We start from the raw sequence: 26,426 nt of genomic DNA, 5'->3' as shown, positions 1-26,426 counted from the left end.
CAAATCGACGCAACTCGTAAGCCTAGGGTACGCTCGGTCACATGGCCAACGACGCAGTTGCGGGTAACTCGCTCCGCGTGGCCCCCACCGGCCCGACCGACGGGGACGACCCGGTCCGGGCGGTCCTGGCCGCGTACACGAAGGACCTGGTCACGGCGGTGCAGGACACCCTCGCCGCCTTCCTGGCCACCGAGGTCGACGCGTTGCGCGAGATCGACGCGGCGATGGGCGGATTCGCCGCGACGGCGCGCGACTGCGTGCTGGCCGGCGGCAAGCGCGTCCGCCCCACGTTCGCCTACTGGGGGTGGCGCGGCGCGCCGGACGGCACAGGTCCGCTGCCGGCGGTGCTGCCCGCCTTCGCCGCCCTGGAGCTGCTGCACACCTTCGCCCTCGTCCAGGACGACGTGATGGACGCCTCCGCGACCCGCCGTGGCCGGCCCACCGCACACGTGGCGCTGGCCGCCCGGCACGCCGCCGCCGGCCACCGGGGCGACCCGCGTCGGTTCGGCGAGGCGGTCGCCGTGCTGATCGGCGACCTCTGCATGGTCTGGGCCGACCGGCTCCTCGCGCGCGCGACGCTGCCGCCGGCCCGCCTGCTCGACGTCCGGCGCTGCTACGACCAGATGCGCGTGGAGACGATCGCCGGGCAGTACCTCGACGTGCTCGGCGAGAGCGACGCGGCGAACTGGTCCGTCGACCGGGCGCTGCGGGTTGCCCGCTACAAGACCGCGAGCTACACGGTGCAGCGGCCGCTGCTCTTCGGCGCCCGTCTGGCCGGCGTCGGCGGCGACGCCCCGCTGACCGCCGCGTACACCCGCTACGGGCTGGCCGTCGGCGAGGCGTTCCAGCTCTGCGACGACCTGCTCGGCGTCTACGGCGACCCGGCGACCACCGGCAAGCCGACCGGGGACGACCTGCGCACCGGCAAGCCGACCGTGCTGCTCATGCTGGCCCGGCAGCTCGCCACGCCGACCCAGCGGCGCGCGCTGGACGGCCTCGGCGCCGACGTGGGGGACGCGGAGGTCGCCCGCCTCGCCGAGGTGGTCGCCGACACCGGGGCGGTCGACCGGGTCGAACGCATGATCTCCGACCGGGTCGACGAGGCGCTGACGGCCCTCGGCACCGCGTCGATCGACGAGACCGCGCGCACCGCGCTGACCGGCCTCGCCACCGCCGCCACCAACCGGCGGGCATGATGGGCAACTTCGCACAAGGAGGTGGTCGCGTGCGCACCGTCGACGGGCGTACGGACCGGGTGGTCGTCGTCGGCGCCGGGCTGGGCGGGCTGGCCTGCGCGCTGCACCTGGCGGGCAGCGGTCGGCAGGTGACCGTGCTGGAGCGCGAGCCGGTGCCGGGCGGCCGGGCCGGCCGGCTCGGCGTGGACGGCTACGAGTTCGACACCGGACCCACCGTGCTCACCATGCCCGACCTGATCGCCGAGGCGCTCGGCGCGGTCGGCGAGGAGCTGGACGACTGGCTCGACCTCACCCCGCTCGACCCGGCCTACCGGGCGTACTACCCGGACGGGTCGACGCTGGACGTCATCACCGACACCACCCGGATGGCCGCCGAGATCGCCCGGGTCTGCGGCCCGCGCGAGGCCGACGGCTACCTGCGCTTCGTCGACTACGCGCGCAGGCTCTGGCAGTGGGAGCGCGCCGACTTCATCGAGCGCAACCTGGACGCGCCCACCGACCTGCTCACCGGCAACCTGGTCAAGCTGCTGGCGGGCGGCGCCTTCCGCCGGCTCCAGACGAAGATCAACCAGTTCTTCCGGGACCCGCGCACCCAGCGGATCTTCTCCTTCCAGGCGATGTACGCCGGCCTCGCCCCGCACGACGCGCTGGCCATCTACGCGGTCATCGCGTACCTCGACTCGGTGGCCGGCGTCTACTTCCCGCGCGGCGGCATCCACGCGGTCTCCCGCGGCATGGCCGGCGCCGCCGAGAAGCACGGCGTCGAGATCCGCTACGACACCACGGTGACCCGGGTGGAGACCGCGCACGGCCGGGCCACCGGCGTGGTGACCGCGGACGGCGAGCTGATCCCGGCCGACGTGGTCGTGCTCAACCCCGACCTGCCGGTCGCCTACCGCGACCTGCTGCCGCCGAGCCGTCCGCGCCGGCTCACCTACTCCCCTTCCTGCGTGGTCCTGCACGTCGGTTCGACCCAGGGGTATGGGAAGATCGCCCACCACAACATCCACTTCGGACGGTCGTGGAAGGGCACCTTCGATGAGGTCATCCGGCGGGGCGAGCTGATGAGCGACCCGTCCCTGCTGGTCACCAACCCGAGTCGGACCGACCCGTCGGTGGCTCCGGCCGGGCGGCACACCTACTACGTGCTCGCCCCGGTGCCCAACCTCGACCGGGCGCCCTTCGACTGGCGGGGCGACCTCACCCGGCGCTACGCCGACCAGCTCGTCGGGACCCTGGAGGAGCGCGGCTACGTCGGCTTCGGGGCCGGCGTCGAGGTGCTGCGGGCCGTCACCCCGGCCGAGTGGGCGGAGCAGGGCATGGCCGCCGGCACCCCGTTCGCCGCCGCCCACAGCCTCTTCCAGACCGGCCCGTTCCGCCCGTCGAACCTGCACCGGACGCTGCCGAACGTCGTCTTCGTCGGCTCGGGCACCCAGCCCGGCGTCGGCGTGCCCATGGTGCTCATCTCCGGCAAGCTCGCCGCCGGCCGCATCACCGGGGCAGCCTGATGGCCCTCCCCCTCGGACCCTGGAGACACCTGCCGTGACCACCCGCGAGAAGCATCTCGTCGAGCTCGTCGACGACGCCGGGCGGCCGCAGGGCGAGACCACCGTGGCCGCCGCCCACCAGCCCCCGGGCCAGCTCCACCGCGCCTTCTCGGTGCTGCTCGTCGACCCCGACGGCCGGGTGCTGCTGCAACGGCGGGCGCCGGTGAAGACCCGCTTCCCGCTGCGCTGGGCCAACTCGTGCTGCGGCCACCCGACGCCGGGCGAGTCCCTCGTCGAGGCCGCCAACCGCCGGCTGCGCGAGGAGCTCGGCGCCGGCCCGGTCGAGCTGACCGAGGTCGGGGTGTACGTCTACTACGCCGAGGACCCGGTCACCGGTCGGGTCGAGTTCGAGTACGACCACGTCCTGCGGGGCGAGTTCCGACCGGACGACCCGCTGCTGCCCGACCCCGACGAGGTGGCCGAGCTGCGCTGGGTGGACCCCCTCTCGCTGGCTGCCGACCTCGACGCCGACCCCCGCGCGTACGCACCGTGGCTGGGCGGGGTGGTGAACCGCCTGCTGGCCCCCTCGGGGTCGGCCGCCAGCCTGCCCGGTCCGCCGGGTCCGGCCGTCACCCCGCCCGGTCCGCCGGCGAACGACGCGTCGGAGCGGTCGGGTGGCCGATGAGGCGCTGAGCGCGGGAGCCGTCGCCCGACGGCTGGGCGTCGCCGTGACCACCCTGCGCACCTGGCACCAGCGCTACGGCCTCGGGCCCAGCGAGCACGTACCCGGGCACCACCGGCGCTACACGCCGGCCGACCTCGCGCGCCTGGAGATCATGCGACGGCTCACCGCCCAGGGGGTCACCCCGGCGGAGGCGGCCCGCTGGGCCCGCCGGACACCGGACGCCGTGCCCGCCGACGCCGCCGTACCCCCACGGGTGCGCGCCGTCGCCGGCCGGGACGGCGGCGGTTCGACGATCCCGGTCGGTCGGGCCGGTCCGGCGGCCCGGGGGCTGGCCCGCGCCGCCATGCGGCTCGACGCGGTCGCGATCGGCGAGACGATCGCCCGGGCCGTCCAGGCAGACGGCGTGATCGCCACCTGGGACGGGTTGCTGCGCCCCGTGCTCTTCGGCATCGGGGAGCGGCACGCCGCCACCGGTGGACTGGTCGAGGTCGAGCACCTGATGTCGCGCTGCGTCTCGGAGGCGTTCGCGGTGGCCGCCCGGGCCGGCGCGCCCGCCGGCCCACCACGCATCGTGCTCACCTGCGCCGACGAGGAGCAGCACACCCTGCCGTTGGAGGCGCTCGCCGCCGCGCTCGCCGAGGCCGGGGTCGGCTACCGGATGCTCGGCGCCCGGATGCCGCTGCCCGCGCTGCTCGAGGCCGTCAACCGGACCGGGCCGGCCGCCGTGGTGATCTGGTCGCACACCCGGGACACCGCCGACCCCACCCAGCTCAACGCCCTGCTCGCCGCGCCCCGCCGGCCGCTGCTGGTGCTCGCCGCCGGGCCGGGCTGGCTGGCGGACTCGCTGCCCGCCGGTGTGGTGCGGCCGGTCGACCTCGCCGAGGCGGTCTCGCTGGCGCTCGCCCTACGCGACTCCCTGGACCAGGCGACGGCGGACTGACGGGGGTGCCGCGGGCGGGACGCCGTCCACTAGCGTCGGGAGTTCCGCCGACCCCGACCCCTCCGGGAGCGAACGATGCGCCTACGCGCCGTGCTGGCCACCGGTCTGGCCCTGATCCTCCTCGGCGGCTGCGGCGACGGCACCGCGACAGATCGGCGGGCCGCCGGCCCCGCCCCCGTCGCCTCGGCCCCGCTGCCGGCCGAGCCGACTCCGTCGGCCACCCCGCGACCGACCCGCGGCACCCCGCCCAGGCGCCTGGTCCGGCCGCTGCCACCGAAGCTGCCAGCAGGGCTGCGTCGCACGACCGGCGCACGGACCGTGGCGCTGACCTTCGACGACGGGCCGGACCCGACCTGGACGCCGAAGGTCCTCGACCGCCTCCGGGCGGCCAGGGTCACCGCCACCTTCTGCGTGGTGGGCAAGCAGGCCCGGCGCCACCCCGAGCTGGTCCGGCGGATCGTGCGGGAGGGCCACCAGCTCTGCAACCACAGCTGGAACCACGACATGCAACTCGCCCGGCGTCCGGCCGCCGAGATCCGGCGGGACCTCCTGCGCACCAACGCGGCCATCCGGGCGGCGGTGCCGGGCGCCAAGGTGCCGTTCTACCGGCAGCCGGGCGGCCGGTGGACAGCCGAGGTGGTGACGGTCGCCAAGCAGCTCGGGATGCGGTCGCTGCACTGGCACGTCGACCCGCAGGACTGGGGCAAGCCGACCGCCGCGACGATCGCCAAGCGGGTACGCGCCGCGGCCCGCCCCGGCTCGATCGTGCTGCTGCACGACGGCGGCGGCGATCGGGCGGCCACGCTGGCCGCCAGCCCCCGCCTGATCGCGGACCTGAAGCGCCGCTACGGCGTCGCCCGGCTCCGCTAGACCCCTCTGACCTGCGGATTCGTGCGCCGTTGTGGCCAGGGCCATACCGGTTTGGTCGAGAGACCGACCATCACGTAAGCTATCCAAGCCTCCGGCGGGGCCGGATGGGAGCAAGTCCGCTTGAAGTTGCGAGTGTGCAATGATGGCGGGGCCGCCCTCATCGTCTAGCGGCCCAGGACGCCGCCCTTTCAAGGCGGTAGCACGGGTTCGAATCCCGTTGGGGGCACGGTCCGGCTTCGGCCGGAGGCAACAAAGCTAGGTCCTGTGGAGCAGTTGGAGTGCTCGCCGCCCTGTCAAGGCGGAGGTCGCGGGTTCAAGTCCCGTCAGGACCGCCAGCGGAGAACGCCGCGCCCTGCGCGGCGTTCTGCGTATCGGGGCATGTGACCCTTCCGGCGGAGAACCCGCCGTGCGGGTAGCATGAACCGAGCAACACGGCCAGGTAGCTCAGTTGGTACGAGCGTCCGACTGAAAATCGGAAGGTCGGCGGTTCGACCCCGCCCCTGGCCACATAGCCTTTCGCCGGGCTAAAGAGGTCCCCACCAGCGGAAACGCCGGTGGGGATCTTCTTGTATGCCCTTCTGGCGCATCGATCGGCGTTGCCCGTGGTTACCTTCCATGACCTGCAGCACACCGGACAGACCCTCGCCGCGCAGACCGACGCGACCCTGGCTGACCTGATGAAGCGGCTCGGGCACTCGTCCATGGCTGCGGCACGCCGGCATCTGCACGCTACGGCAGGCTACGGCGGGCTTCTGACCTGCGGAAATGTGGGCGCTTGAAAATCGGGAGGCTTCCGGTTCGACGCCGGAGGGGACTCTGCTTCACCTTCCCTGAGGCCAGCGCTGGGTGGCTCCTTCGGAGCTGACGGTCCGGGCAGCGTCGGTGGCAGGACCGGGCTGGCGGACGTCACCTGTCGCCCCGGCTCCGCTGGGTCCGGTGCGCCGGGCGCGTCTGAGGCGCCGTATCGCCTCGGCTCCGGCCGCTCCCGCCGCAAGCAGCCCCGCCATCAGCGGCCATGGAGTACGACGCTTCACGGCTTGTTGCCTCTTCCGAGCACGAGCACGACGGAGAGGGACGGCTGTATGCCTCTTCAGGTACCTCTGCGCTGTCATTTCCTCATTGTGGGCACCCGCGACCGGGCCAGGTGGCCAGATCGAGGCGCAGAAATGGTCCGGTTGGTCCTGCCCCCGGGTTGGTGGCGGGGACGCGGGTGGCGGCAGGTGCTGCGGCTGTCCGAGGTTCTCGTCCGGGTGGGCCACCTGGTGAAGTGCGCGGATGACCATCAACCTGCGTTCCGCACCACCCAGGCAACCAGCACAGGTCATCCACCCAGCCGCGATCCGAATGGAGTCGGCGCAATCGCACGTTGGCTGCCGCAGTACTCGACGTGGCGGCACCCCTGCTACGTTGCGTCTTCCGGGGCGGCCGGCGTCCCGGCGACCAGGACGAGGAGAGCCTCGGGGAGGAGCGCGGTGCCCACCGTCGACATGCCCGCACTGCGCGAGCGGATCGTCGCGAGCATCTGCGCGACGATCGGCCCGATGCTCGAGGGACGTGCATCGGAGGAGCTGTACGCGGTGGCGCTCACCACGGACAGCGACGTCGTCACGGTGACCCTGCTGGCGCACACCGAAGAGGCCCTCCAGGTGCTCGTCGAGGCCGACGACGCGTACGCGGACGGCTACCGCTGGTGGCCCGACGAGTGGGCTGTCACGGACGACCAGGGGGCTGCCGAGCCCGGCGTCGAGTCGATGGTGCAGATCAGCCGGGACATGTTCGACACCCACGACTCGCTCGGCGACGACGACGAGGCTCACGGCGAATGGTGCCTCCGGGCCCGCGCGACGCTGGATGACGCCCTGGGCGACCACCGCGTCCGGGCGAGCATCGCCGACATCAACCCCGCATGGCACCCCGTGCTGTTCGTCACGGACACGGATGGCAACGCGCATCTCACGGTGCGCAGCATCGACCTCCTCAACGACGGCCACCCGAACCCCGACCTCGTCGCTTCCGCCCGCGACTTCTTCGACGAGACGGACGGCGGCTGACGACCGTTGCCGTAACCCCATCTTCGCGACGCCTACGCCGCCACGCGGCCGGAATGACCGCCTCCTGCCCGGCCTGGGCAGGATCAGCCAGCGACACGGCACGGAGCCGGTGCTCTAGCGCCGGAGCAGGGCGAACCATCCCGCCCCGGTGACGGCAAGGAGGAGTGCCACCACGAACAGGGTGCGCCCGGCCAGGAAGGGCATGGGAACGAGGAGCGGCGCCTGCTGGACCAGCAGGCACGCGCCGAACAGCGCCTGGCTACCGCCGATCCGGGCGGGTTGGGACCGCTGGCTCGCCGTCAGACGGGCGACCCGCACCCACGCCGAGGGAAACCGTCCCGACACGGCGACACGCACGCCGAGAGCGATCATGGCCAGGCTGAGGACCACGATCACGAGGCGTACGGCGATCCACACCGGGTCCGGATCACTCAGGCTCATGCGGCCCATCATGCAGGGAACGTCAAGGTCCCAGGCCGTACCGGCGGTGCCCGCCCTTTCGGCTCGGCCGCGACTGTCGGGGGCACGCAGTACGGTCCTGCCATGGCAGCCAGAATCAGCCTGACCCTCGACTGCGCGGACGCGAAACTCCTCGGCGAGTTCTGGAAGACGGCGCTGGGTTACGTGGACGAGCCGCCGCCCGCGCCCTTCCGGACCCGCGCGGAGTGGCACGCGAGTTTCCACCTGCCGGAGGACGACCCGGTGGACGACGTGGCGTGGCTGTGCGATCCCGCCGGCGTCGGGCCCGCGCTCTCCATCCTCAGGGTCCCCGAGCCGAAGACGGCGAAGAACCGACTGCACATCGATGTCCGGGTGCCGGGCCACGGCACCCCCGACGAGCGGTGGGCGCGGATCAGGGCCGAGTCCGAGCGGCTGGTGAAGGCGGGCGGGAGCGTCCTGGAGGAGTTCACCGGGCACCACGTCGTCATGGCCGATCCGGAGGGCAACGAGTTCTGCGTCGCCGCGACCTCCGCCTGACGGCGCGTCTGCCGTCCGCCCGCCCCGACTCCTGTCGGCGGACGGATCCGGGACAGCGGTAGGCCGCCCGGTTCTGCCAGGCTGTTCACCGACCCGCCCTGGTTCCGTCTGCGGCGGGCCGGCGCGACGGGGGGGCGGAGCGTGGCCGAGCAGTCGACCGCACAGTCGGCACCGCTGGTCGTGAACTCAGGACGCCTGGCGGTGGGGCAGATGGTCGTGGTCGGCGCGACGGCCGTCCTGTTCCTGCGCGGGACCGACGGGGGCCCGTGGCTGCTGTTCGCCTTCTTCGTGGGGGTGCACGCCGTGCTGCTCGCCGGCGTTGCGACGCTGCTGACGCTGACCTACCTGCTCGGCACGCTCACCCGCCACGGGTCGCTGCTGACCGAGAGCCCCGGGCGCCGGTGCGGCTGGACCCTGCTCGTCTGGGTCGGCGGTGCCGCACTCGTCGGCTACGGGCGTGCCGCCCTCGGCCACCTCGGCTTCGAGCCCGACCGGCACCCCGAGGTCGGTCACTGGTTGCTGGGCCTGGGCGCGGCACTGGTGGTGGGCCTGTTCACCCGGTCGCGACAGGCACGGATCGCCTCCGCCGCCACCATCGCGCTCTTCGTCGTGGTCACGGGCGCACTGCGGACCCTCGACTGATCATCCCGGTCGCGCGGGCCCGGACACCTGGGGCCGGGGCGACGGCATCGACGAATTCGGTTGCGACGGGTGCCTGCCCTGCGGTTGTGTGCGGCCATGCCTACGGACCGTGTCGACTCGTACTTCGTCTGCGGCACCCCCCGCACCGGCAGTTCGCTCCTGCTCGGGTTGCTGGAATCCACCGGTCTCGCCGGTCGCCCCCAGGCCTACTTCCGCTCCCCGGACGAGCCGCTGTGGGCCGACCGGTGGCAGCTTCCCCGCGCGGCGGACGGCGGCTTCGACTACGCGGACTTCGTACGGGCCGCGCTCGCCGCGGGCCGGACCGGCAACGGCGTGTTCGGCGCGAAGCTCATGTGGGGAACGCTCGAGGAGGTGGTCGCGAAGCTCGCAGCGGTCCATCCCGACCTCGACGGCGACGACGTCGCGCTGCTGAACCGGGCATTCGGCCGCACCGGCTTCGTCTTCCTGCGACGCGACGACGTACTGGCGCAGGCGGTGTCGCGGCTGCGCGCCGAGCAGACCGGCACGTGGTTCGTCGGCGGCAGTGGGGAGATCAGCGGCGACGTGGGCAACGGGCAGGCGCCCCGCTTCGACGCGAACGGGATCAGGCACTACATCGAGGAGATCCGGGAGCACAACGCGGCCTGGGAGGCGTGGTTCGCCTCGTGCGGGATCCAACCGCACGTCGTGCGCTACGAGGACCTGGCCGAGGACATGGCCGCCACCACGCGCGGCGTCCTCGACTTCCTGGGGCTCGACGTGCCCGAGAACGGCTGTGCCGTCATCGCGCGTCACCAACGCCAGGCCGACGAACTCAACCGGCAGTGGATCGCCCGGTATCAGGCGGCGGTGACCAGCACCTGATCCGTCGGCCGGCGGGGCTCCCCGTCGACTCCTCGAACCACGGATACGCCGGATGCGTCAGGGCGACCGGACCGCCAGACCGGGCCGCCGCCACACCGGGCCTGCCCTCGGCCCGTGGACGTCCACGACGGGGCCGCAGGCAGGCCCGCCCGCTGGGTCAGCGCCGCTGTTGGCGGTGCTGGGCAATCCCGCCCTGGATCGCCTCCCAGACGCTCCGGCCGGCCTGCCTCAGCGTCTCCCCCGCCTGCTCGGCGATCTGGGCGGCGCTCGGTGCGCCACCACCGCCACCGCCTGAGGTCTCGGGCTGCTGCCGGCCCTGCCCGCCCTCGGACGGGCCGCCCGACGACTCACGCTGCCCGGCCTGCGGCCCGCCACCGGACCCGCCGGCACCCCGGTCCCCGCCGCCCGCTGCGGCCGTACCGCCCCCGGGCCCGCCGACCCTCTCACCGCCCGGCTGCTGAGCGCCCTGTTCCGCGCGCCCCGGCCGCTGCCCGCCCTGCTCCGCGCCGCCCTCTTGCGAACCGCCCGGCTGCTGCCCACCGCCCTGCCCGCCACCCGGCCGCTGCCCGCCACCCTGCTCGCCGCCCTGCTGCTGCTCGCCGCCCTCCGCGCCCTGTTGCGAACCGCCCGGCCGCTGCCCGCCACCCTGATCGCCCTGTTGCGAACCGCCCGGCTGCTGCTCGCCCGGCTCGGCGCCACCCTGTGGCGAACCATCCGGCCGCTGCCCGCCCTGCTCCGGGGCGCCCTGGCCCTGCTCCCGTTCCTGGGGTCCGCCCGGCTCCCGACGGGCCGCCTCGTCGCCCTCCTGCTCGCGTGCGCGCTGCGCCTGGCCCTGCTCGCCGCCGCCGCCCGACCCACTGGCGAGGCCACCACCCCGCTGGGCCTGCTCGGCGCCGGGCTCCCCGCCCTGCCCTCGGCCGCCCGGCTCCCCGCCCTGGCCGGCGCCGGGCTTGCCGCCCCGGCCCGGGCCGCCCAGCTCCCGCAGTGACTGGTCGGCGACCGCACCGATCGCGCCCACCTGCTGACCGAGATCGTCGGTCGCGCCGCCGGCCCGCTCCAGCGGGCGCTGCTCCCCGAGGGCGGTGAGCTGCCCAGCCCCGCCGCCTCGCTCACCCGGGCCGGTGAGCTGCTCACTCAGGTTGGCCATCTGCTGACTGGCCCGGTTCACGTCGTCCATCGAGGCCGTCGCCGTACCCGACAGCGTCTGGATGACCTGCGGGTTGCGGTCGATGGTGGTCAGCGCCCGGTCGAGGATCTGCACCAGCTTCTCCAGCCGCACCTTGAGCAACGCCTCGGCGTGCACCCCGGTGATGTCCAGCTCGACGCCCTCCAGGTGCACCCGTACCCCGGCGTCGAGCTGGAGGAGGTTGGCCAGCCTGGCCCGCAGGGAGACGTCGGCGTCCAGCCCGTCCACGGCGAGCCGGATCGAGTCGACCGACACCTCCGGGATGTCCAGCAGGACGTCCGGCTCGTTCTCCCCACCCCGGCGGGCGGGTTCCGCTTCCCCGTCACGTCGCCTCGATCGGCCGCCGGTCCGGTCGTCGTCCCGCTGCTGCGCGTTCTCGCTCATGCTCCCCGCTCCGCATTCTCCGGCCGGGCCGGCCGGGACCGTTCGGCGCGGGTACCCGCTATCCGGCCGAACATCCCGCCGGCACGGCGACACAGCCGGTCACGGGCGGGGCGCGCGGGCGTCTTCCCGCGTACGGATGGGCGGCCCGAAGACAGCAATCACGAAGCTGCGCACCCGGGCATGAGCCGGTATGGTCCGGGCCTATGGGACAGGAGATGGCTGACCCGGCCGGCATCCGGCAGGAGTCCGAACGATTCGCGTTGCGCAGCGCCCTCCTGGTCCCCGCTCCCGCGCAGCGGGCGTTCGAGGTGTTCACCGGCGCCCTGGCGCAGTGGTGGGTGGTGGAATACACCTGGTCCGGGCCGGAGCAGCTCGCCGACCTGGGCATGGAGCCGCGCGGCGGCGGGATGCTCTACGAGATCGGTCCGCACGGCTTCCGCTGCGACTGGGGCCGGGTGCTGGCCTGGGATCCGCCCGAGCGGCTGGTCTTCACCTGGCAGATCGGGGCGGACCGGGCACCGGTGCCGGACCCGGCGAAGGCGAGCGAGGTGGAGGTGCTCTTCCACGCCGACGGGCCGGAGCGGACGCGGGTGGCGGTCGAACACCGGCACTTCGACCGGCACGGCGAGGCCGCGGAGGGCTACCGGCAGGCGCTGACCGCCGGCTGGCACGAGCTGCTCACCCGCTACGCCGCCAGAGTGGCCGACCGCAGCGCCGACTGACCGGCTTCCGAGCGAATCAGCGGCCGCGGCCCGACCGCCCGCACCACGCGCCACCGCCGCCCGGCCACGCGCCACCGATACCATCCGCCACCGCCACGCACCGCCAGAGGCTGCGGCGAATCAGCGGTCGAGGCCGGGACGGGCGCCCGGCGCGGTGGCGACGCCCCGGCCGCCGAGGTCGGCGCGGCGGCCCGCCTCGGCGCCCGAGCCGAACCCGCCGCCGGCCAGCCTGCGCGGCGCGGCGGTCCGCAGTCGTGGGTACACCTCGGCGACGCGGTGCTGGACCCGGTCCGACCGGTCGGCCAGGACCAGAGCCACCGAGGGCGCGCCCGCCTCGGCGACCGCCCCGGCCTCCGCCGCCCGCAGTCGCACGCCGATCACCTGGGCGAACCCGGCCAGCCACGAGCGCCGGAAGGCGGCGACGTGCGCGCCGGCCGGCACCTCGACGCCGGCCAGCCCGTGGGCGGCCTGCACCAGCAGCGACGTGAAGAGCAGCTCGACCCGTTCCAGGTCGCTGGCGAAGCCGAACAGGTGCATGGCGAAGCCGGCGCCCTCCCGGCGGCGGACGCAGCGGCAGCGCAGCGGATCGGCGACCGCGGCGAGCAGGCCGGCCTTGTCCCGGGCGTACGGGGCGACGACCTCGACCACCCGGTCGCCGACCGGGTCCGTGGCCGGGTCCCGGGCGGCCAGCAGCGCCCGGTCCACGCCGTAGCGGGCGATCAGCTCGGTCGCCTTGGCCGTGAACGCGGCCGACTCGGCGGGGGTGCAGGCCGGGTCCTCGGCCTGGGCCAGCAGCTTGCGCACCTTGCTGAGCATGGCGTCGGACATGCCCTCAGCCTGTCACGGCGGCCTGGCCCCGCCGCGCCACGTCCGGGCCGGCGGGCGGGCGACGGTCCGGCTGGCGGGCGCCCACCCGTCCGGGCCGCCGGGCGCCCAACCGTCCGGCCGGCGTGCGCCGTCGTCCCGGTCCGTGCCGTCGGGGCGGCACGAACGGTCAGGTGGTCCGGCTACGCAGCGTTGCCACGGTCGAGCCGGCGAGCGTGAGCAGGCACTCCGGCAGCAGCCCGTCGGCCGCCGCCGCGCCGAACAGCGCCTCGCCGGTGTCGTCGTCGGCGTTGGCGTACGCGCTCACGAAGCGCGCCACCCAGCGGGTGTCGTAGCCCGCCTCCTCGATGCCGGGGAAGTCCAGCGCGCACGTGCCCGGCGGCACCGGATCGCCGACCATGGTGGCGGCAAGACACCAGGCCACCCCGTACGCGCCGGCCAGGCCGGACCGGTCGACGACCGCGTCGAACGCCCCCGCCACCGCGTCGCCGTCCCCGGCCAGCGCCGAGCGGAGCACGGCGGTCGCGTCGTCAAGCGTCTGCTGTGGTGAGTCCGTCACCCACAGCACGGTAGAGGGGAGGGTCAAGCCATCCACCAGCGGTCACGCTCCGTAGTCAGGGCGGGCGACCTGCGGATTGAGCCGCATCCGTGGTCCCGCCGCACGGCCCAGCACGCTAATGTGCGCAGCGGACCTTCGCCGGAGGAAGGACGACCATGTTCAAGTCACGCGCCTCGCGGGCGGCCACCCTGGCTGCCTGCGCGACGTTCCTGCTCGCCACGAGCGCCTGCGGGACCGAAGAGCCCGAGGAGGCGGCCACCCAACAGGTGCGCCTCTACGGCACCGACGGCAACATGCTGAACTCGTACCCTGCCGAGCTGAAGGACCGCGCCAGCCTGGTCGACGGCATGAAGGGCACCACGCCGCTCACGCCCCTGCCCGAGGACTTCAAGAACCGGCTCCGGTCCGTCGACCCGAAGCTGGGCGACTTCCTCTACTCCGCCGAGGCGTACGACGCGGTGGTGATCAGCGCGATCGCCGCCCAGCTCGCGGGCACGACGGATCCGGCCGCCATCGCGAAGCAGATCGTCGGGGTCACCAACGACGGGCAGCGCTGCGAACGGGTGGCGGAGTGCCTGACCCTGGCCCGCGCGGGCCGGGACGTGGAGTACCGCAGCGTCTCGCTGACCCGGGCCGGCTTCACCGACGCCGGCGAGCCGTCCACCGCGAGCTACGGCACGCTGCACTTCGACGGCCAGCGGCTCAACGACGGCAAGACGGAGTTCGTCGGGGCCGGGGACGAGTCGGCGGCGAGCACCAAGGCCCCGCCGAAGGCGAAGAAGCAGCGTGGCGGCCGGACCGACCGCAGCGACGGCTCGCCGCTGGTCCTGGGCGGCCTGCTGTCGCAGACCGGTGACCTGGCCCTCGCGTACCCGCCGATCTCCGCCGGCACCAAGCTGGCGATCAGGGAGATCAACGCGGCGGGCGGGGTGCTCGGCGAGCCGGTGGTCTGGATCGACGGCGACGACGGCACCAACCCGGCGGTCGCCAAGGCCACCGTGGCGAGGCACGTCGCGCAGAAGGTCCACGTCATCATCGGCGCCAGCGCCTCCGGCATCTCCCGCGCGGTGCTGCCCGACGTGGTGCAGGCCGGGAAGGTGCTGTTCTCCCCGTCGAACACCGATGCCAGCCTCACCGAGCTGGACGACAACGGCCTCTACTTCCGCACCGCCCCGCCGGACAGCCTCCAGGGCCGGGCGCTGGCCGACGTCATCCTCCGCGACGGCCCGCAGAAGATCGCCATCGTCGCCCGTAAGGACTCCTACGGCGAGGGCCTCCAGGGCACCGTCCGGGCCGAGTTGGAGCGGGCCGGCATCGGCGGTGACCGGCTCAAGCTGCTGACCTACGACCCGCCGGCGGACGCCAAGGCGAACCCGATCGACTTCGTCGCGGGCGCGAAGGAGATCAAGGACTTCGGCGCGGAGGCCGTGCTGGTCATCGGCTTCGCCGAGTCCGCAGAGGTGATCCGGGCCCTCGCGGACGCCGGGGTGCAGATCCGGCACTGAGTCACCACCCGTGGGACACGGACGGCCGCACCGGTGACCGGTGCGGCCGTCGTCTCGTCCGGGGCTCAGCGGGGGCGTCGCCGCTCGAGGAACTCCGTCATCCGCCGGTGCTTCTCCTCGTCCTCGAAGAGCACCGCCTGGCTGACCAGGTCGAGGTGCGGGTGCGCGGCGGCCGGCGCGTCGACCGCCAGCTTGGTCAGCCGCAGCGCCAGCGCGGACCCCTTCGCCATCTCGTCGAGCAGCCCATGCGCCGTGGGCAGCAGCTCGCCGGGCTCGGCCACCACCCGGTTGACGAGCCCGATCCGCAGCGCCTCCTCGGCGTCCACCCGCCGGCCGGTGAAGAGCAGTTCCTTGGCCCGGGCCTCCCCGACCAGCGCCGGCAGCCGGTGGGTGGCGCCCGCGCCGGCCAGGATCCCCAGCCGGACCTCCGGCTGGCCGAACACCGCCCGCGCCGTGCAGACCCGCAGATCGCAGGCGTACGCCAGCTCGGCGCCCCCGCCCAGCGCGGGCCCGTCCACGGCCGCCACGGTCGGCATCGGCAGCGCCCGGATCCGGGCGAAGGCCGCCGAGTTGATCGCCGCGAGGGCGTCCAGCCGGCCCCGCTCACGAAGCTGCCCGATGTCCGCCCCACCGGCGAAGATCCCCTCGGCGCCGCCGGTGAGCAGCAGCAGGCGGGGCCGCGCCTCCAGCTCCGCGCAGACCTGGTGCAGCTCGGCGATCAGGTCGGCGTCGATGGCGTTGCGCTTCTCCGGCCGGTCGAGCGTCACCACCAGCCGGTCCGGCTGCTCCTCGATCCGCAGCCCACTCACGAGCGCACCCCGCCTTCCCAGCGGTAGAAGCCCTGGCCGGACTTCTTGCCCAGGCGGCCGGCGGCCACCATCTCCGCGAGCAGCGGCGGCGGGGCGAACCGGTCCCCGTACGCGGCCTGGAGGGTGCGCGCGATGTCGAGCCGCACGTCCAGCCCGACGATGTCCGTCAGCTCCAGCGGGCCGACCGGGTGCCGGTAGCCGAGCACCATCGCCTTGTCGATGTCGGCCGGGCTGGCCACCCCGTCGGCGACCATCCGGATGGCCTCCAGCCCGAGGGTGACCCCGAGCCGGGAGGTGGCGAAGCCGGGCATGTCGCGTACGACGACGGGGTCCTTGCCCAGCCGCCCGGCGAGCGCGACCGCCGCGGCGGTGGTCTCCTCGGCGGTGGCCGGGCCGACCACGACCTCCAGCAGGGCCATCGCCCAGACCGGGTTGAAGAAGTGCAGCCCGAGGAAGCGCTCGGGTCGGGCCAGCCCCTCGGCCAGCTCGGCGATCGGGATGCTGGAGGTGTTGCTGCCCAGCAGCGCCGGTCGCAGGGCCTCGGCCTCGCGCAGCACCGCCCGCTTCAGCTCCGGCCGCTCCGGTACGGCTTCGACCACGACGGCCGGCTCCTCGGCGACCTCGGCGAGCCCCGAGCGCAGCGTCACCCGCTGCCGGTTCGTCGCGGCCCGGTCGGCGTCCAGCTTGCCGCGCTCCACCGCCCTGTCCCACAGCTCCCCGAGTCGCTCGACGGCCGCCGCGCCCCGGGCCCGGTCCACCTCGACCAGCTCGACGGCGTGGCCGGCTCCGGCCGCCACGTACGCGATGCCGAGCCCCATCGTGCCGGCCCCGACGACGACAAAGCGGTCGCTCATGACGCCTCCCTGTCTCCGGTGGCGGGACGGGGTCGACCCGCGCCCCGCCGTCCGCTCCACTCGCTCATGGGCCCGACCCTATGCAGCGGCGATCTTCCCGGCATGCGTGGGGGCGCGCCGGATCGGGTACCACGGCACGCAACCGAGGGAAGGACGGCCCAGATGAGCCAGGCACCGGAGACCGTGCACGCCGCGGACGCGGCGGAGACCGTGGAGACCCGCGGGGACGAGCGGGTCGACCTGCTGCGCGCCGACACCAACAACGACGGCCGCACCGACGTCTGGGTGGTCGACACCGACGGGGACGGCAAGCCCGACCTGTTCCAGTTCGACACCGACGGGGACGGCAAGGTGGACATCACGATGGTCGACCTCGACGAGGACGGCACCCCGGACGAGGTGGTCGACGGCGACGGCGGCCTGCCGCCCGAGCAGCTCCCCCCGACCGTCCAGGTCTGACACCCGCGCCGGGTTCCCGCGTCCGGCGGGAATCCGGCGTCGGCGTCGGGGGGTCCGCGGTCGGGGCCGGTCGTCAGCCGGCGAGGCGCAGGGTCGCCAGGTAGTACGGCGCGTCCCGATCGTCCACGTCGGTCAGCCGCCAGTCGGTGCCCCGGACCAGCTCGGCCAGCTCGTCCGGGGAGCAGACCAGGTAGTCGAACCACTCGGTGCCCAGTTCCCGGTAGCGCAGTCGGAGCCGGAGCTGCCCACCGAACCGGCCCCGACGCCGGTTGCGCTCGTGGTAGCCCGTGTGGACCGGGTCCCGGGTGCCGTACGGGTCGGTGCCGTGGGCGATGACCTGTGCTCCCGGCCGGGCCAGCGCGGCCAGCGCGGCCAGCAGCGCCGGCCCGCGTTCCCGCCCCTCCAGCAGGCCCACATTGTTGCCGAGCAGCAGGAACGTGTCGTAGCGGCGGCCGTCCGCCACGTGCGCGTCGACCGTGCCGTGCACCAGGTCGCGTACGCCCCGGCGGCGGCAGACGGCCAGCGCCCCGGCCGAGGTGTCCAGCCCGGTGACGGGCACGCCCCGTTCCTGGAGCAGCAGCGCGATCCGGCCCGCCCCGACGCCGACGTCCAGGGTCGCGCCCCGGACCCGGTCCACGGCCCGGTGGTCGTACGGCTGCCAGTCGGCCGGCCCGTCCAGGTAGTGCGCGGCGGGGGCGCCGTTGATGAGCCCGTCGTCCCGCTCGATGATCTCGATGACCGGTCGCGGCAGCCGCCCGCCGGCCAGCGGGCGGGGGCCGACCCCGGTGGCCACGGCGTACGCGTCGCGCAGCATCTCCCCGAACACGTCACCGATCCGTGGCTGTCCCGTCACGGGCTTCACGCTATCCGGCCGGTCAGTCAGCCGCACCGGCCGTATCCTTGGCGGGGTGACCACCCTGGACCGCCTCGGCGCGGAGAAGTACATCCTGCTCACGACGTTCCGCAAGGACGGTCGGGCGGTGCCGACCCCGGTCTGGGCGGTGCGCGACGGCGACGCGCTCTGGGTGTGGTCGGCGGCGGACGCCGGCAAGGTGAAGCGGATCCGGCGCAGCGGCGACGTCACGGTGGCCCCGTGCGACGTCCGGGGCCGCCCGCACGGCGAGGCGGTCGCCGCCCACGCGACCCTCTGCGACGCGGCCGGCACCCGGCGGGTACGTGAGCTGATCAAGCAGAAGTACCGGATGATCGGCCGGCTCAGCCTGCTCGGCAGCCGCCTGCGTCGCGGCGAGAGCGGCACGGTCGGCATCCGGGTCGTCCTCGCGGACCGGCCGCCGGCTGGCGCCTGATCCCACGCCCGTCGTCCGTACGCGGGCGGGGTCCGGACACGACGGAGGGCGGCGGACCATGTCCGCCGCCCTCCGTTCACACCCGTTTGTATCCCGGTCGGTCAGTCCCCCTGGCGCTGCTGGGGGATCTGTCCCTGCAACAGGGCCCTGACCTCCGACTCCCGGTACCGACGGTGTCCACCCAGCGTGCGGATGGCGCTGAGCTTGCCCGCCTTTGCCCACCGGGTCACCGTCTTCGGGTCGACACGGAACATCGACGCCACCTCGGCCGGTGTGAGTAGCGGCTCTGGTTCGTGCGTTCGCGATGCCATCGGTCACTCCTCCACATGTATAGACATCGGCCGGGGTCCCGCCGGTCGACGCGTCTCCCATGGTCCGGCTAGTCCCCGATGTCCGACATGGGCCGAACGGCCGAACGTCCCTAGACGGACGGATGAACCATGCCCGATTTATGCGACTTTTACACGGCAGAAAGTACCTTATTCGGACTCATGATCACGGTTCGTGATGCGTCGACTACGAACTCGCCTCGACTTCGGAGCAGTTTCTGGGCGATTTCGCCTCAGTTGCACCGTTCCAGCAGCTGGACCGCCCGCCAGCGCGCGACCAGCTTGTCGTACGCCGCCGAGGCCTCCTCCGCCTCGCCCCGGGACAGCCCGGCGAGCCCGCTCGCCACCAGCTGGGGCGAGTCGTCGGCGGCCAGCGTCTCGTCCGACAGCAGCTCGACCAGGCCGCCGTAGTCCAGCTCCACCATCGAACGGGGGTGGAACTCCTCCAGCCAGCGGGCGGCCTCCTCGACCGCCTCCGTGATCGGCGCGTCGCCGATCGACTTGCGCAGCACCGACAGGGCCCGCGACGAACGCCGCCGCGCCTTGGAGATCTCCGTCCGGTAGTGCAGCGCCCGCCGCCCGGGGTGGGTCACGTGGTGCCGTTCCTCTGGGCCGAAGAGCACGAACCAGCGCAGCGGTACGCCCCACGTGGCGATCTGCTCGTGCACGCGCGGCACGCCGTGCTCCAGCACCCGCGCCCCGCTGCGCCAGTCCTCCACCACGGCCTTCGCCTGCCCGGCGAGCACCGGCGGCACGAACGCGTCGGCCAGTACCGGCGGTACCCCGTCGCGCGCGTTCAACGCCGCCTCGGCCACCCGGATGCGCAGGTTCCACGGGCAGACCAGCAGGGCCTCGTCGGTCTCCAGGACGTACGCCTCGTCCGGCAGGTCGGGCAGCCGGGTCCAGCCGGCGCCGAGCGCCTCGAGCACCGACGTCCGTTGCCGGCCCGGCCCCTCCACCGGTGCCACCGCCCGCCCCTGCTCGACGTAGCGCCGCCAGTACGCCTGGCGGTCCCGGTCGAAGGCGGTCAGCGGCTCGTACACGCGCAGGTATGAAGCGAAGAGCGACGGCACGGCGCGATCCTCCCACGAATTGGAACTCGGCCGTCGTCGGCAGCGCGATCACGCGTGCCGTGGGCGGCCGGACGGCGTCGGCCGATACTAGGCTCAGCGGCACCGGCAGCATCCCGCCGGCGGTCCACCGGTCCGCGTCCCACAAGGGCGCACCCCACACCAGGAGCGAGTCATGGGCGTATTCGCCACCACCGAAGACCCGGGGTCCAGCGGTCACGAACAGGTCGTGTTCTGCCAGGACAAGCAGACCGGCCTCAAGGCGATCATCGGCATCTACTCCACCGCGCTCGGCCCCGCGCTCGGTGGGACCCGGTTCTACCCGTACGCCAGCGAGTCCGACGCCCTCGCCGACGTGCTCGACCTCTCCCGGGGCATGGCCTACAAGAACGCCCTCGCCGGGCTGGACCTGGGCGGCGGCAAGGCGGTCATCTGGGGTGACCCCGAGCGGATCAAGAGCGAGGCGCTGCTGCGCGCGTACGGCCGCTTCGTGGAGTCCCTCGCCGGGCGCTACTACACCGCCTGCGACGTCGGCACCTACGTCGCCGACATGGACGTGATCGCCCGCGAGACCTCCTACGTCACGGGCCGCAGCGTCGAGCACGGCGGCGCCGGCGACTCCTCGATCCTCACCGCCTGGGGCGTGTTCCAGGGCATGCGGGCCGCGGCCGAGCACGTCTGGGGCGCCCCGACCCTCGCCGGCCGGCGGGTCGGCGTGGCGGGCCTGGGCAAGGTCGGCAAGTACCTCGTCGGCCATCTGGTCGACGACGGCGCCGAGGTGGTGGCGACCGACGTCAACCCGAAGGCCCTCGAGTGGGCCCGCGTCACCCACCCGCAGGTCGCGCTGGTCGACGACGCCGCCGCGCTGGTCGCCGCCGACATCGACGTGTACGCCCCGTGCGCGCTGGGCGGCGCGCTCAACGACGACACGGTGCCGGCGCTGCGCGCCAAGGTGGTCGCCGGCGCGGCCAACAACCAGCTCGCCCACTCCGGCATCGAGAAGCTCCTCGCCGACCGCGGCATCCTCTACGCCCCGGACTACGTCGTGAACGCCGGCGGCGTGATCCAGGTGGCGGACGAGATCGAGGGCTTCAACTTCGACCGGGCCAAGCTGCGCGCGACCCGGATCTACGACACCACCCGGGAGATCCTGCGACTGGCCGACGCCGAGGGCGTGCCGCCGGCCGTGGCGGCGGACCGGCTGGCGGAGCGGCGGATGGCCGACGTCGGCCGGCTGCGCACGATCCACCTGCGCTGAGCGCCTCGGGGGCGGAGCGGCCGTTCCGCCCCCGGCCCCGGCGGGCGGCCCGTCCCGTTAGGGTGGTTTCGCATGGCTCTGCCCGGTGTCACGGGCGCTCCCGGCGCCGCTCCTTACCGGGTACAATCGGTGACGGCCGGATGACCGCGACGCGCGGTGTCGGTCGACGGTAACCCGAGGTGCCGAACGGTGGCATCCCCATGTACCGTAAGAGCCACGAGAGATGCCTGACGTCATCGGGGCCCGCCTTCGGGCTGCCCCGCATTCTGTGCGAGGGGGTCGAGCCATGGGGCGCGGCCGTGCTAAGGCCAAGCAGACGAAGGTGGCGCGGGAGTTGAAGTACCACTCCCCGAACACCGACCTCACCGCCTTGCAGCGCGAACTGGCGGGTGCTGGTAAGTCTGAGCACAACTTCGACGACGACTACAAAGAGTATGTCGACGACGATGATGAGGATCACGCGGACGAAGACCCGGATCCCTGGGTACGTCCGCCCCGCTGACCTCCGGTAGCAGCTGAGCACGCGGTGATCGCCCGCGTGCTCACGCATGTGCCCATCGAAGCGGCGCCAAGACCGACGATCAGGGACCTGCCCCGCCCGGACAACCCTCCGGACGATCGGCAGGTCCCTGATCACGGTCTGTCTCAGCGGGGACGGTTGTTCCAGTTGTAGAACGTCGGGATGTTCTCGAAGTGGTTCCAGGCGCACACGGCGCTCGCGCCGTCCCCGCCCGCCACCTCGGCCCGTAGTCGCCGCGCGGCCTCGGCCTCGTGGAGGAGTGCGGTGAGTCCCGGCGCGGCTTCCCGCACCCGGTCGGCGACCTCGTCCGGGGTGTCCGTCCTCCGGTCAGGATGCCGGTGACTGGTGGTCTCGGGCATGCTCCAACACTCCCTCCAGTAAGTGGATCTTGCTGTTGCGGCAGTGCGCGGTCTGCGTACCGTCGAAACGCCCCTGTTCGAAGTAGCGGTTGGCCGCGTGGCCGCCGCCGCAGAACCCGAAGTAGGGGCAGGACGCACGGCACGCCTCGACGCCGGCGAGGAACTCGCCGACCCAGGGCGTCCGGTCCGCGTGGGCGAGGATCTCGACCAGCGGGGTGGCCAGCACGTTTCCGCTGCTGAAGTCGCCGTACCGGACATCGGTGAAGCCGGCCAGCTCCGGCGAGAGCACGGTCACCGAGCCGTCGTGGCCGACCGTCGGGATCGGGTCCAACCGCCGGGGAAGCAGGTCGTCGGCGCTGCCGTCGAGCACCGCCGCGGCGTACCGTAGCGACCACTCGACCTCGCGCAGGTGAACCCGGGGCTCCCGGCGCCAGGCCGCCACCAGCTCCGCCCAGAAGGCGGTCACCAGCTCCGCGTCGTGGGAGTTGTCGCGGAGGTTGACCCCCTCGGTCTCCTCGATGTTGACGCCCAGCACGTCACAGCCGAGGTCGAGGAAGTAGTCGTACAGCTCGGTGGCCAGGCCCGGCCCGGGACGACCCACCACCGCCAGCGCCGAGAACGGCAGGCCGTGCCGGCGCAGCGCCGCCACCCCGCGCAGGATCCGGTCGTACGCGGGACCGCCGCCCCGGGTGACCCGGTCGCCGTTGCGTTCCCGCGGGCCGTCCACGCTCACGCTCACCCGCACCCCGTGCTCGACGAAGAACGCGCACCAGGCGTCGTCGATCAGCGTGGCGTTGGTCTGCACGTGGTGCTCGACCCCGGGCCCGAAGGGCGCGATCAGCGCGGCCAGGTGCTCCCGTCCGGCGGCCAGCGGCTCGCCGCCGTGCCACACCACCGAGAACCGGCCCGCCGCCGCCCACGGGTTGACCGAAGCGGCCACCGCCTCGGCCACCGGCACCGGCATCCGCCGGTCGGCCGCGCGGAACGGCAGGTAGCAGTAGGCGCAGTCCAGGTTGCACAGGGTGGTGGGCTGCATGACCACGTACGAGGGGACGGCGGCCAGGCCGCGCATCCCGCTGAACGACAGTCCCCGAGCAGCCATTGCCCTCCTCCGCGCCTGAAGGGCTGTCGGGAAAACCGGGCAGGCGGCCCCGACAGCTCTGAGGGTGCCCTTCAGGCTAGGCGGCGACGGCCACTCGGGTGAAGCCCTGATCAGGTGCCCGTACGGTCACCGGGAGTCGATCAGCCCCGGGTGTGCTGGCCGACCATCTGCACGTTGCCGGAGCCCTCGATGATCTCGCCGGCCTGCCACGCGTCGACGCCCCGGCCCGTCAGGGTGGCCAGCGCGCGGTCCGCGTCCTCGGCGGAGACGATCGCGAACATGCCGACGCCCATGTTGAAGGTCGCCTCCATCTCCGGGTCCTCGATCCGCCCCTTGGACTGGATCAGGTCGAAGATCGGCTGCGGCTTCCAGGTGGACCGGTTGACGACCGCGTCGACGTGCTCGGGGAGCACCCGGACCAGGTTGCCGGGGATGCCGCCGCCGGTGACGTGGGCGATGGAGCGCACCTCGGCCTCGGCGATGAGCTTGAGGCAGTCCTGCGCGTAGATCTTCGTCGGGGTGAGCAGCTCCTCGCCGAGGGTGCGCTGCCGGCCGAAGTCGTCGATCACCACGTCGAGCCGCATCCGGCCGGCGCCCAGCAGCACGTGGCGCACCAGCGAGTAGCCGTTGGAGTGCAGGCCGGAGGAGCGCATCGCGATGACCACGTCGCCCACCTCGACCCGGTCCGGGCTGAGGATGTCGCTCTCCTCGACCACACCGACGCCGGTGGCGGAGATGTCGTACTCGTCCGGGCGGAGCACGCCCGGGTGCTCGGCGGTCTCGCCGCCCAGCAGGGCGCAGCCGGCGTAGCGGCAGCCGTCGGCGATGCCGGCGCCGATCTCGGCGACCTTGTCCGGCACGACCTCGCCGGTGGCGATGTAGTCGAGCAGGAAGAGCGGCTCGGCGCCGCAGGCCACCAGGTCGTCGACGACCATCGCGACCAGGTCGATGCCGACCGTGTCGTGGATGTCCATCTGCTGCGCGATCACCAGCTTGGTGCCCACGCCGTCCGTGGACGAGGCCAGGATCGGGTTCTTGTACTTCTTCGTGTCCAGCCGGAACAGGCCGGCGAAGCCGCCCAGGTCGCCCATCACCTCGGGGCGTCGGGTCTGCTTCACCTTCGACTTGAGCAGCTCGACCGCGCGGTCGCCCGCCTCGATCGAGACCCCGGCGTCCGCGTACGAGACCGAGCGTTTGCGCGCCTGGCGGCCGGTGCCGGCCGTCCAGGGCTGGCGGTCGCCGCCGGCGCCGGACGGGCTGCTTCCTGCGCCGCTGCGCTCGGACACGTGCGTCACGGTTCTCCCCCTTGGTTCTGGCGCCGCGCCGGCGGTGGCCGGGCCGCGCCGGGTGGTGCTACGGGCGGTGTGTGGTCACGCCGCCCGGAGTGGCGACGAGCGGGGCGGTGTGCTCCGGAGTGTCGACCGCCTGCGCGGCGACCCGCCGGCCCACCCCTTCGAGCACGTGCTTGCCGATCAGGTTGCCGGCGGGCAGCTCGATCGGGTATTCCCCGTCGAAGCACGCCCGGCACAGCCGGGTCTTCGGCTGCTCGGTGGCGGCGATCAGGCCCGGGAGCGACACGTAGCCGAGCGTGTCCGCCCCGATGGAGCGCCGGATGCCGTCGTTGTCCAGCCCGTTGGCCAGCAGCTCGGCGCGGGTGGCGAAGTCGATGCCGTAGAAGCACGGCCAGTTGACCGGCGGCGAGGAGATGCGCACGTGCACCTCCAGCGCGCCGGCCTCGCGCAGCATCCGCACGATCGCCCGCTGGGTGTTGCCCCGCACGATCGAGTCGTCGACCACGACCAGCCGCTTGCCCCGGACGTTCTCCCGCAGCGGGTTGAGCTTGAGCCGGATGCCGAGCTGGCGCAGCGTCTGCGACGGCTGGATGAAGGTGCGCCCGACGTACGGGTTCTTCATCAGGCCGGCGCCGTAGGTGATGCCCGACTCCTCGGCGTAGCCGATCGCGGCCGGGGTGCCGGACTCCGGCACCGGGATGACCAGGTCGGCCTCGACCGGGTGCTCCTTGGCCAACTGGCGGCCGATCTGCACCCGGGCGGAGTGCACGTTGCGACCGGCGATGGTGGCGTCCGGGCGGGCGATGTAGACGTACTCGAAGAGGCAGCCCTTGGGCTCCGGGGCGGCGAACCGGCTGGAGCGCAGGCCGTCCTCGTCGATCGCGATCAGCTCGCCGGGCTCGACCTCGCGGACCACGCTCGCGCCGACGATGTCCAGCGCGGCCGTCTCGCTGGCCACCACCCAGCCGCGCTCCAGACGGCCCAGCACCAGCGGGCGTACGCCGTGCGGGTCGCGGGCCGCGTAGAGGGTCGACTCGTCCATGAACACGAAGCTGAACGCGCCCCGCAGCCGCGGCAGCACCTCCAGCGCCGCCGCCTCGACCGACAGGTCCGGGCGGCTGGCCAGCAGCATCGTCACCAGGGAGGTGTCGTTGGTCGAGCCGTCGGCGACCAGGCCCCGCTCGGCGACCTCGCGCTGGAGCTCCGCGGTGTTGACCAGGTTGCCGTTGTGGGCCAGCGCGATGGTGGTGCCGGAGGTGGTGGACCGGATGGTCGGCTGGGCGTTCTCCCACGTCGAGCCGCCGGTGGTGGAGTAGCGGGCGTGCCCGATCGCCACGTGCCCGCGCAGGCTGGCCAGGGTCGGCTCGTCGAAGACCTGGGCGACCAGGCCGAGGTCCTTGTAGACCACGACGCCCGAGCCGTCGCTGACCGCGATGCCCGCGGCCTCCTGACCACGGTGCTGGAGGGCGTAGAGCCCGAAGTAGGTCAGGTTGGCGACCTCCTCCCCGGGCGCCCAGACGCCGAAGACGCCGCACGCGTCCTGGGGGCCTGGTCGTTGGGGATCAAGGTCGTGGCTCAGCCGGCCGTCGCCTCGGGGCACCTGCGCTCCCTCATGCTGATCTGGACCGGCCTTGCGGAATCACGCGGGGGGCGGATCCGCACTCCTCGGCCGGGACCACTGTCGTCGCCTGACAGTGTACGCGAATCCGTGTCGATACAGAAAGTCACGATCCGGCTCCGATGTGTGACCGGTCGATGCGTATCGCCCCAGCTAGAGCGGCAGGTGCGCGGAGAGATCCGCTCGGATTCCGCTCACCCGTACGCGACCCTGGGTGATCGCCTCGGCCCAGTCGAGCCGTCCGGTGGCCACCGCCAGCCAGGTCTCGGGCTCCATCTCGACGACGTTGGCGGGGGTGCCACGGGTGTGTCGGGGACCGGGAACGCACTGAACTGCGCCGTAAGGTGGGACCCGCACCTCCACCGATCGGCCGGGGGCGCGCTCCGCGAGGACGGTCAACAGGGCACGGACCGCCTCCCGGAGGACCGGCCGTTCGGGCGTACGCCCCTCGTCGAGCGCCGACAACGCCGCCGCGACCGCGGCGGACTTAGTGTGCGGAGAGGACACGACGGGACGATACGGCTTCAACGCGCCGCGCCTGACGCTGGCCCTGGG

The 26,426-nt window shown here is 73.5% G+C and carries 30 protein-coding genes and 3 tRNA genes; 19 read left to right on the top strand and 14 right to left on the bottom strand.

What is annotated here, in order from left to right; genetic code table 11:
* Positions 1-41: 41 nt before the first annotated feature.
* The 10 genes from ABZ573_RS00440 to ABZ573_RS00395 all read left to right on the top strand — a co-directional run bounded on the left by ABZ573_RS00440 (position 42) and on the right by ABZ573_RS00395 (position 7,229).
* The gene (locus ABZ573_RS00440; RefSeq protein ID WP_358114253.1) at positions 42-1,196 is read left to right on the top strand and encodes a polyprenyl synthetase family protein; all 1,155 of its coding nucleotides are present in this window, start codon (positions 42-44) and stop codon (positions 1,194-1,196) included.
* Positions 1,196-2,704 carry a phytoene desaturase family protein gene (crtI, locus tag ABZ573_RS00435; RefSeq protein WP_327031129.1) on the top strand — a complete coding sequence of 503 codons (1,509 nt, stop codon included), beginning with the start codon at positions 1,196-1,198 and terminating at the stop codon, positions 2,702-2,704. Before ABZ573_RS00440 ends, crtI begins: the two co-directional genes overlap by 1 nt.
* 34 nt (positions 2,705-2,738) lie before the next feature.
* Entirely contained in the window at positions 2,739-3,368 is a 630-nt protein-coding gene (gene idi, locus ABZ573_RS00430; RefSeq protein ID WP_358114250.1) for an isopentenyl-diphosphate Delta-isomerase, read from the top strand.
* The gene (locus ABZ573_RS00425) at positions 3,358-4,308 is read left to right on the top strand and encodes a MerR family transcriptional regulator (protein WP_327030166.1); all 951 of its coding nucleotides are present in this window, start codon (positions 3,358-3,360) and stop codon (positions 4,306-4,308) included. Before idi ends, ABZ573_RS00425 begins: the two co-directional genes overlap by 11 nt.
* Positions 4,309-4,383: 75 nt before the next feature.
* Positions 4,384-5,178, top strand: coding sequence for a polysaccharide deacetylase family protein (locus ABZ573_RS00420; RefSeq protein ID WP_358114247.1), 795 nt, complete (start codon positions 4,384-4,386; stop codon positions 5,176-5,178).
* A gap of 153 nt (positions 5,179-5,331) precedes the next feature.
* Positions 5,332-5,404: transfer RNA gene (locus ABZ573_RS00415), tRNA-Glu, on the top strand.
* A 32-nt stretch (positions 5,405-5,436) separates the two neighbouring features.
* A tRNA-Asp gene (locus ABZ573_RS00410) sits at positions 5,437-5,513 on the top strand.
* A 98-nt stretch (positions 5,514-5,611) separates the two neighbouring features.
* Positions 5,612-5,685, top strand: a tRNA-Phe gene (locus ABZ573_RS00405).
* A gap of 47 nt (positions 5,686-5,732) precedes the next feature.
* Entirely contained in the window at positions 5,733-5,957 is a 225-nt protein-coding gene (locus ABZ573_RS00400; protein WP_358114243.1) for a hypothetical protein, read from the top strand.
* Between the two features lie 441 nt (positions 5,958-6,398).
* Positions 6,399-7,229: a DUF4303 domain-containing protein gene (locus ABZ573_RS00395; RefSeq protein ID WP_327030164.1), complete on the top strand. Its 831-nt coding sequence runs from the start codon at positions 6,399-6,401 to the stop codon at positions 7,227-7,229.
* A gap of 114 nt (positions 7,230-7,343) precedes the next feature.
* Here ABZ573_RS00395 and ABZ573_RS00390 read toward each other — a convergent pair whose 3' ends face one another.
* Positions 7,344-7,670: a hypothetical protein gene (locus ABZ573_RS00390; RefSeq protein WP_358114240.1), complete on the bottom strand. Its 327-nt coding sequence runs from the start codon at positions 7,668-7,670 to the stop codon at positions 7,344-7,346.
* Positions 7,671-7,772: 102 nt separating this feature from the next.
* Between ABZ573_RS00390 and ABZ573_RS00385 the strand changes: the two genes are divergently transcribed.
* The 3 genes from ABZ573_RS00385 (at position 7,773) to ABZ573_RS00375 (ending at position 9,713) form a co-directional block, all read left to right on the top strand.
* Entirely contained in the window at positions 7,773-8,207 is a 435-nt protein-coding gene (locus tag ABZ573_RS00385; protein ID WP_151456597.1) for a VOC family protein, read from the top strand.
* A 141-nt stretch (positions 8,208-8,348) separates the two neighbouring features.
* Positions 8,349-8,849 (top strand): hypothetical protein, encoded by a 501-nt coding sequence (locus ABZ573_RS00380; RefSeq protein ID WP_151456598.1) that lies wholly within the window; start codon positions 8,349-8,351, stop codon positions 8,847-8,849.
* 96 nt (positions 8,850-8,945) lie between these two features.
* A complete protein-coding gene (locus ABZ573_RS00375; RefSeq protein WP_151456599.1) occupies positions 8,946-9,713 on the top strand; it encodes a Stf0 family sulfotransferase in 768 nt (255 codons plus the stop codon).
* Positions 9,714-9,870: 157 nt separating this feature from the next.
* On the opposite strand, the gene ABZ573_RS00370 is transcribed toward ABZ573_RS00375, so the two are convergent.
* A complete protein-coding gene (locus ABZ573_RS00370; protein WP_358114236.1) occupies positions 9,871-11,283 on the bottom strand; it encodes a hypothetical protein in 1,413 nt (470 codons plus the stop codon).
* Between the two features lie 203 nt (positions 11,284-11,486).
* Between ABZ573_RS00370 and ABZ573_RS00365 the strand changes: the two genes are divergently transcribed.
* Positions 11,487-12,005 carry an SRPBCC family protein gene (locus tag ABZ573_RS00365; RefSeq protein WP_358114233.1) on the top strand — a complete coding sequence of 173 codons (519 nt, stop codon included), beginning with the start codon at positions 11,487-11,489 and terminating at the stop codon, positions 12,003-12,005.
* Between the two features lie 120 nt (positions 12,006-12,125).
* Here ABZ573_RS00365 and ABZ573_RS00360 read toward each other — a convergent pair whose 3' ends face one another.
* Entirely contained in the window at positions 12,126-12,833 is a 708-nt protein-coding gene (locus ABZ573_RS00360) for a DUF2786 domain-containing protein (RefSeq protein ID WP_151455698.1), read from the bottom strand.
* 166 nt (positions 12,834-12,999) lie between these two features.
* The gene (locus ABZ573_RS00355; RefSeq protein WP_151455699.1) at positions 13,000-13,389 is read right to left on the bottom strand and encodes a hypothetical protein; all 390 of its coding nucleotides are present in this window, start codon (positions 13,387-13,389) and stop codon (positions 13,000-13,002) included.
* Between the two features lie 155 nt (positions 13,390-13,544).
* On the opposite strand from ABZ573_RS00355, the gene ABZ573_RS00350 reads away from it, so the two are divergent.
* Positions 13,545-14,894, top strand: a complete 1,350-nt coding sequence (locus tag ABZ573_RS00350) for an ABC transporter substrate-binding protein (protein ID WP_327030160.1) — start codon at positions 13,545-13,547, stop codon at positions 14,892-14,894.
* 65 nt (positions 14,895-14,959) lie between these two features.
* On the opposite strand, the gene ABZ573_RS00345 is transcribed toward ABZ573_RS00350, so the two are convergent.
* Positions 14,960-15,703, bottom strand: a complete 744-nt coding sequence (locus tag ABZ573_RS00345; RefSeq protein WP_151455701.1) for an enoyl-CoA hydratase/isomerase family protein — start codon at positions 15,701-15,703, stop codon at positions 14,960-14,962.
* Complete coding sequence (locus ABZ573_RS00340; RefSeq protein ID WP_327030159.1) at positions 15,700-16,557, bottom strand: 3-hydroxyacyl-CoA dehydrogenase family protein; 858 nt, start codon at positions 16,555-16,557, stop codon at positions 15,700-15,702. Before ABZ573_RS00340 ends, ABZ573_RS00345 begins: the two co-directional genes overlap by 4 nt.
* A gap of 162 nt (positions 16,558-16,719) precedes the next feature.
* On the opposite strand from ABZ573_RS00340, the gene ABZ573_RS00335 reads away from it, so the two are divergent.
* The gene (locus ABZ573_RS00335; protein WP_151455703.1) at positions 16,720-17,016 is read left to right on the top strand and encodes a hypothetical protein; all 297 of its coding nucleotides are present in this window, start codon (positions 16,720-16,722) and stop codon (positions 17,014-17,016) included.
* Between the two features lie 73 nt (positions 17,017-17,089).
* Here the strand turns inward: ABZ573_RS00335 and ABZ573_RS00330 are convergent, their stop codons facing one another.
* Positions 17,090-17,869, bottom strand: a complete 780-nt coding sequence (locus tag ABZ573_RS00330; protein WP_151455704.1) for a class I SAM-dependent methyltransferase — start codon at positions 17,867-17,869, stop codon at positions 17,090-17,092.
* Positions 17,870-17,924: 55 nt separating this feature from the next.
* Here ABZ573_RS00330 and ABZ573_RS00325 point away from each other — a divergent pair, with 55 nt between their 5' ends.
* The gene (locus ABZ573_RS00325) at positions 17,925-18,323 is read left to right on the top strand and encodes a PPOX class F420-dependent oxidoreductase (RefSeq protein WP_132235136.1); all 399 of its coding nucleotides are present in this window, start codon (positions 17,925-17,927) and stop codon (positions 18,321-18,323) included.
* Positions 18,324-18,424: 101 nt separating this feature from the next.
* On the opposite strand, the gene ABZ573_RS00320 is transcribed toward ABZ573_RS00325, so the two are convergent.
* Positions 18,425-18,634 (bottom strand): BldC family transcriptional regulator, encoded by a 210-nt coding sequence (locus ABZ573_RS00320; protein WP_007073996.1) that lies wholly within the window; start codon positions 18,632-18,634, stop codon positions 18,425-18,427.
* Between the two features lie 251 nt (positions 18,635-18,885).
* Positions 18,886-19,725 (bottom strand): hypothetical protein, encoded by an 840-nt coding sequence (locus ABZ573_RS00315; protein ID WP_151455705.1) that lies wholly within the window; start codon positions 19,723-19,725, stop codon positions 18,886-18,888.
* 172 nt (positions 19,726-19,897) lie between these two features.
* Here ABZ573_RS00315 and ABZ573_RS00310 point away from each other — a divergent pair, with 172 nt between their 5' ends.
* Positions 19,898-20,980, top strand: a complete 1,083-nt coding sequence (locus ABZ573_RS00310) for a Glu/Leu/Phe/Val dehydrogenase dimerization domain-containing protein (RefSeq protein ID WP_358114226.1) — start codon at positions 19,898-19,900, stop codon at positions 20,978-20,980.
* 286 nt (positions 20,981-21,266) lie between these two features.
* Positions 21,267-21,482 (top strand): DUF3073 domain-containing protein, encoded by a 216-nt coding sequence (locus ABZ573_RS00305; RefSeq protein WP_089002617.1) that lies wholly within the window; start codon positions 21,267-21,269, stop codon positions 21,480-21,482.
* 143 nt (positions 21,483-21,625) lie between these two features.
* Here ABZ573_RS00305 and amcA read toward each other — a convergent pair whose 3' ends face one another.
* From amcA to ABZ573_RS00280, 5 genes are all read right to left on the bottom strand, one after another.
* Positions 21,626-21,859 carry a multiple cyclophane-containing RiPP AmcA gene (gene amcA, locus ABZ573_RS00300; protein ID WP_151455707.1) on the bottom strand — a complete coding sequence of 78 codons (234 nt, stop codon included), beginning with the start codon at positions 21,857-21,859 and terminating at the stop codon, positions 21,626-21,628.
* Positions 21,828-22,931: a cyclophane-forming radical SAM peptide maturase AmcB gene (amcB, locus tag ABZ573_RS00295; protein WP_358116043.1), complete on the bottom strand. Its 1,104-nt coding sequence runs from the start codon at positions 22,929-22,931 to the stop codon at positions 21,828-21,830. The genes amcA and amcB overlap by 32 nt, the downstream gene beginning before the upstream one ends.
* Positions 22,932-23,101: 170 nt before the next feature.
* Complete coding sequence (gene purM / locus ABZ573_RS00290) at positions 23,102-24,256, bottom strand: phosphoribosylformylglycinamidine cyclo-ligase (RefSeq protein ID WP_132235146.1); 1,155 nt, start codon at positions 24,254-24,256, stop codon at positions 23,102-23,104.
* Between the two features lie 58 nt (positions 24,257-24,314).
* A complete protein-coding gene (purF, locus tag ABZ573_RS00285; RefSeq protein WP_151455709.1) occupies positions 24,315-25,853 on the bottom strand; it encodes an amidophosphoribosyltransferase in 1,539 nt (512 codons plus the stop codon).
* Positions 25,854-26,024: 171 nt separating this feature from the next.
* Positions 26,025-26,378: a sterol carrier family protein gene (locus ABZ573_RS00280; protein ID WP_358114221.1), complete on the bottom strand. Its 354-nt coding sequence runs from the start codon at positions 26,376-26,378 to the stop codon at positions 26,025-26,027.
* Positions 26,379-26,426 lie beyond the last annotated feature (48 nt).

Origin of the sequence: Micromonospora sp. NPDC007220 (genome assembly GCF_040634035.1) — a bacterium.
Lineage (GTDB): Bacteria > Actinomycetota > Actinomycetes > Mycobacteriales > Micromonosporaceae > Micromonospora > Micromonospora reichwaldensis.
The sequence above is the reverse complement of the archived record's forward strand: the minus strand, read 5'-3'. Positions and strand labels throughout refer to the sequence as shown.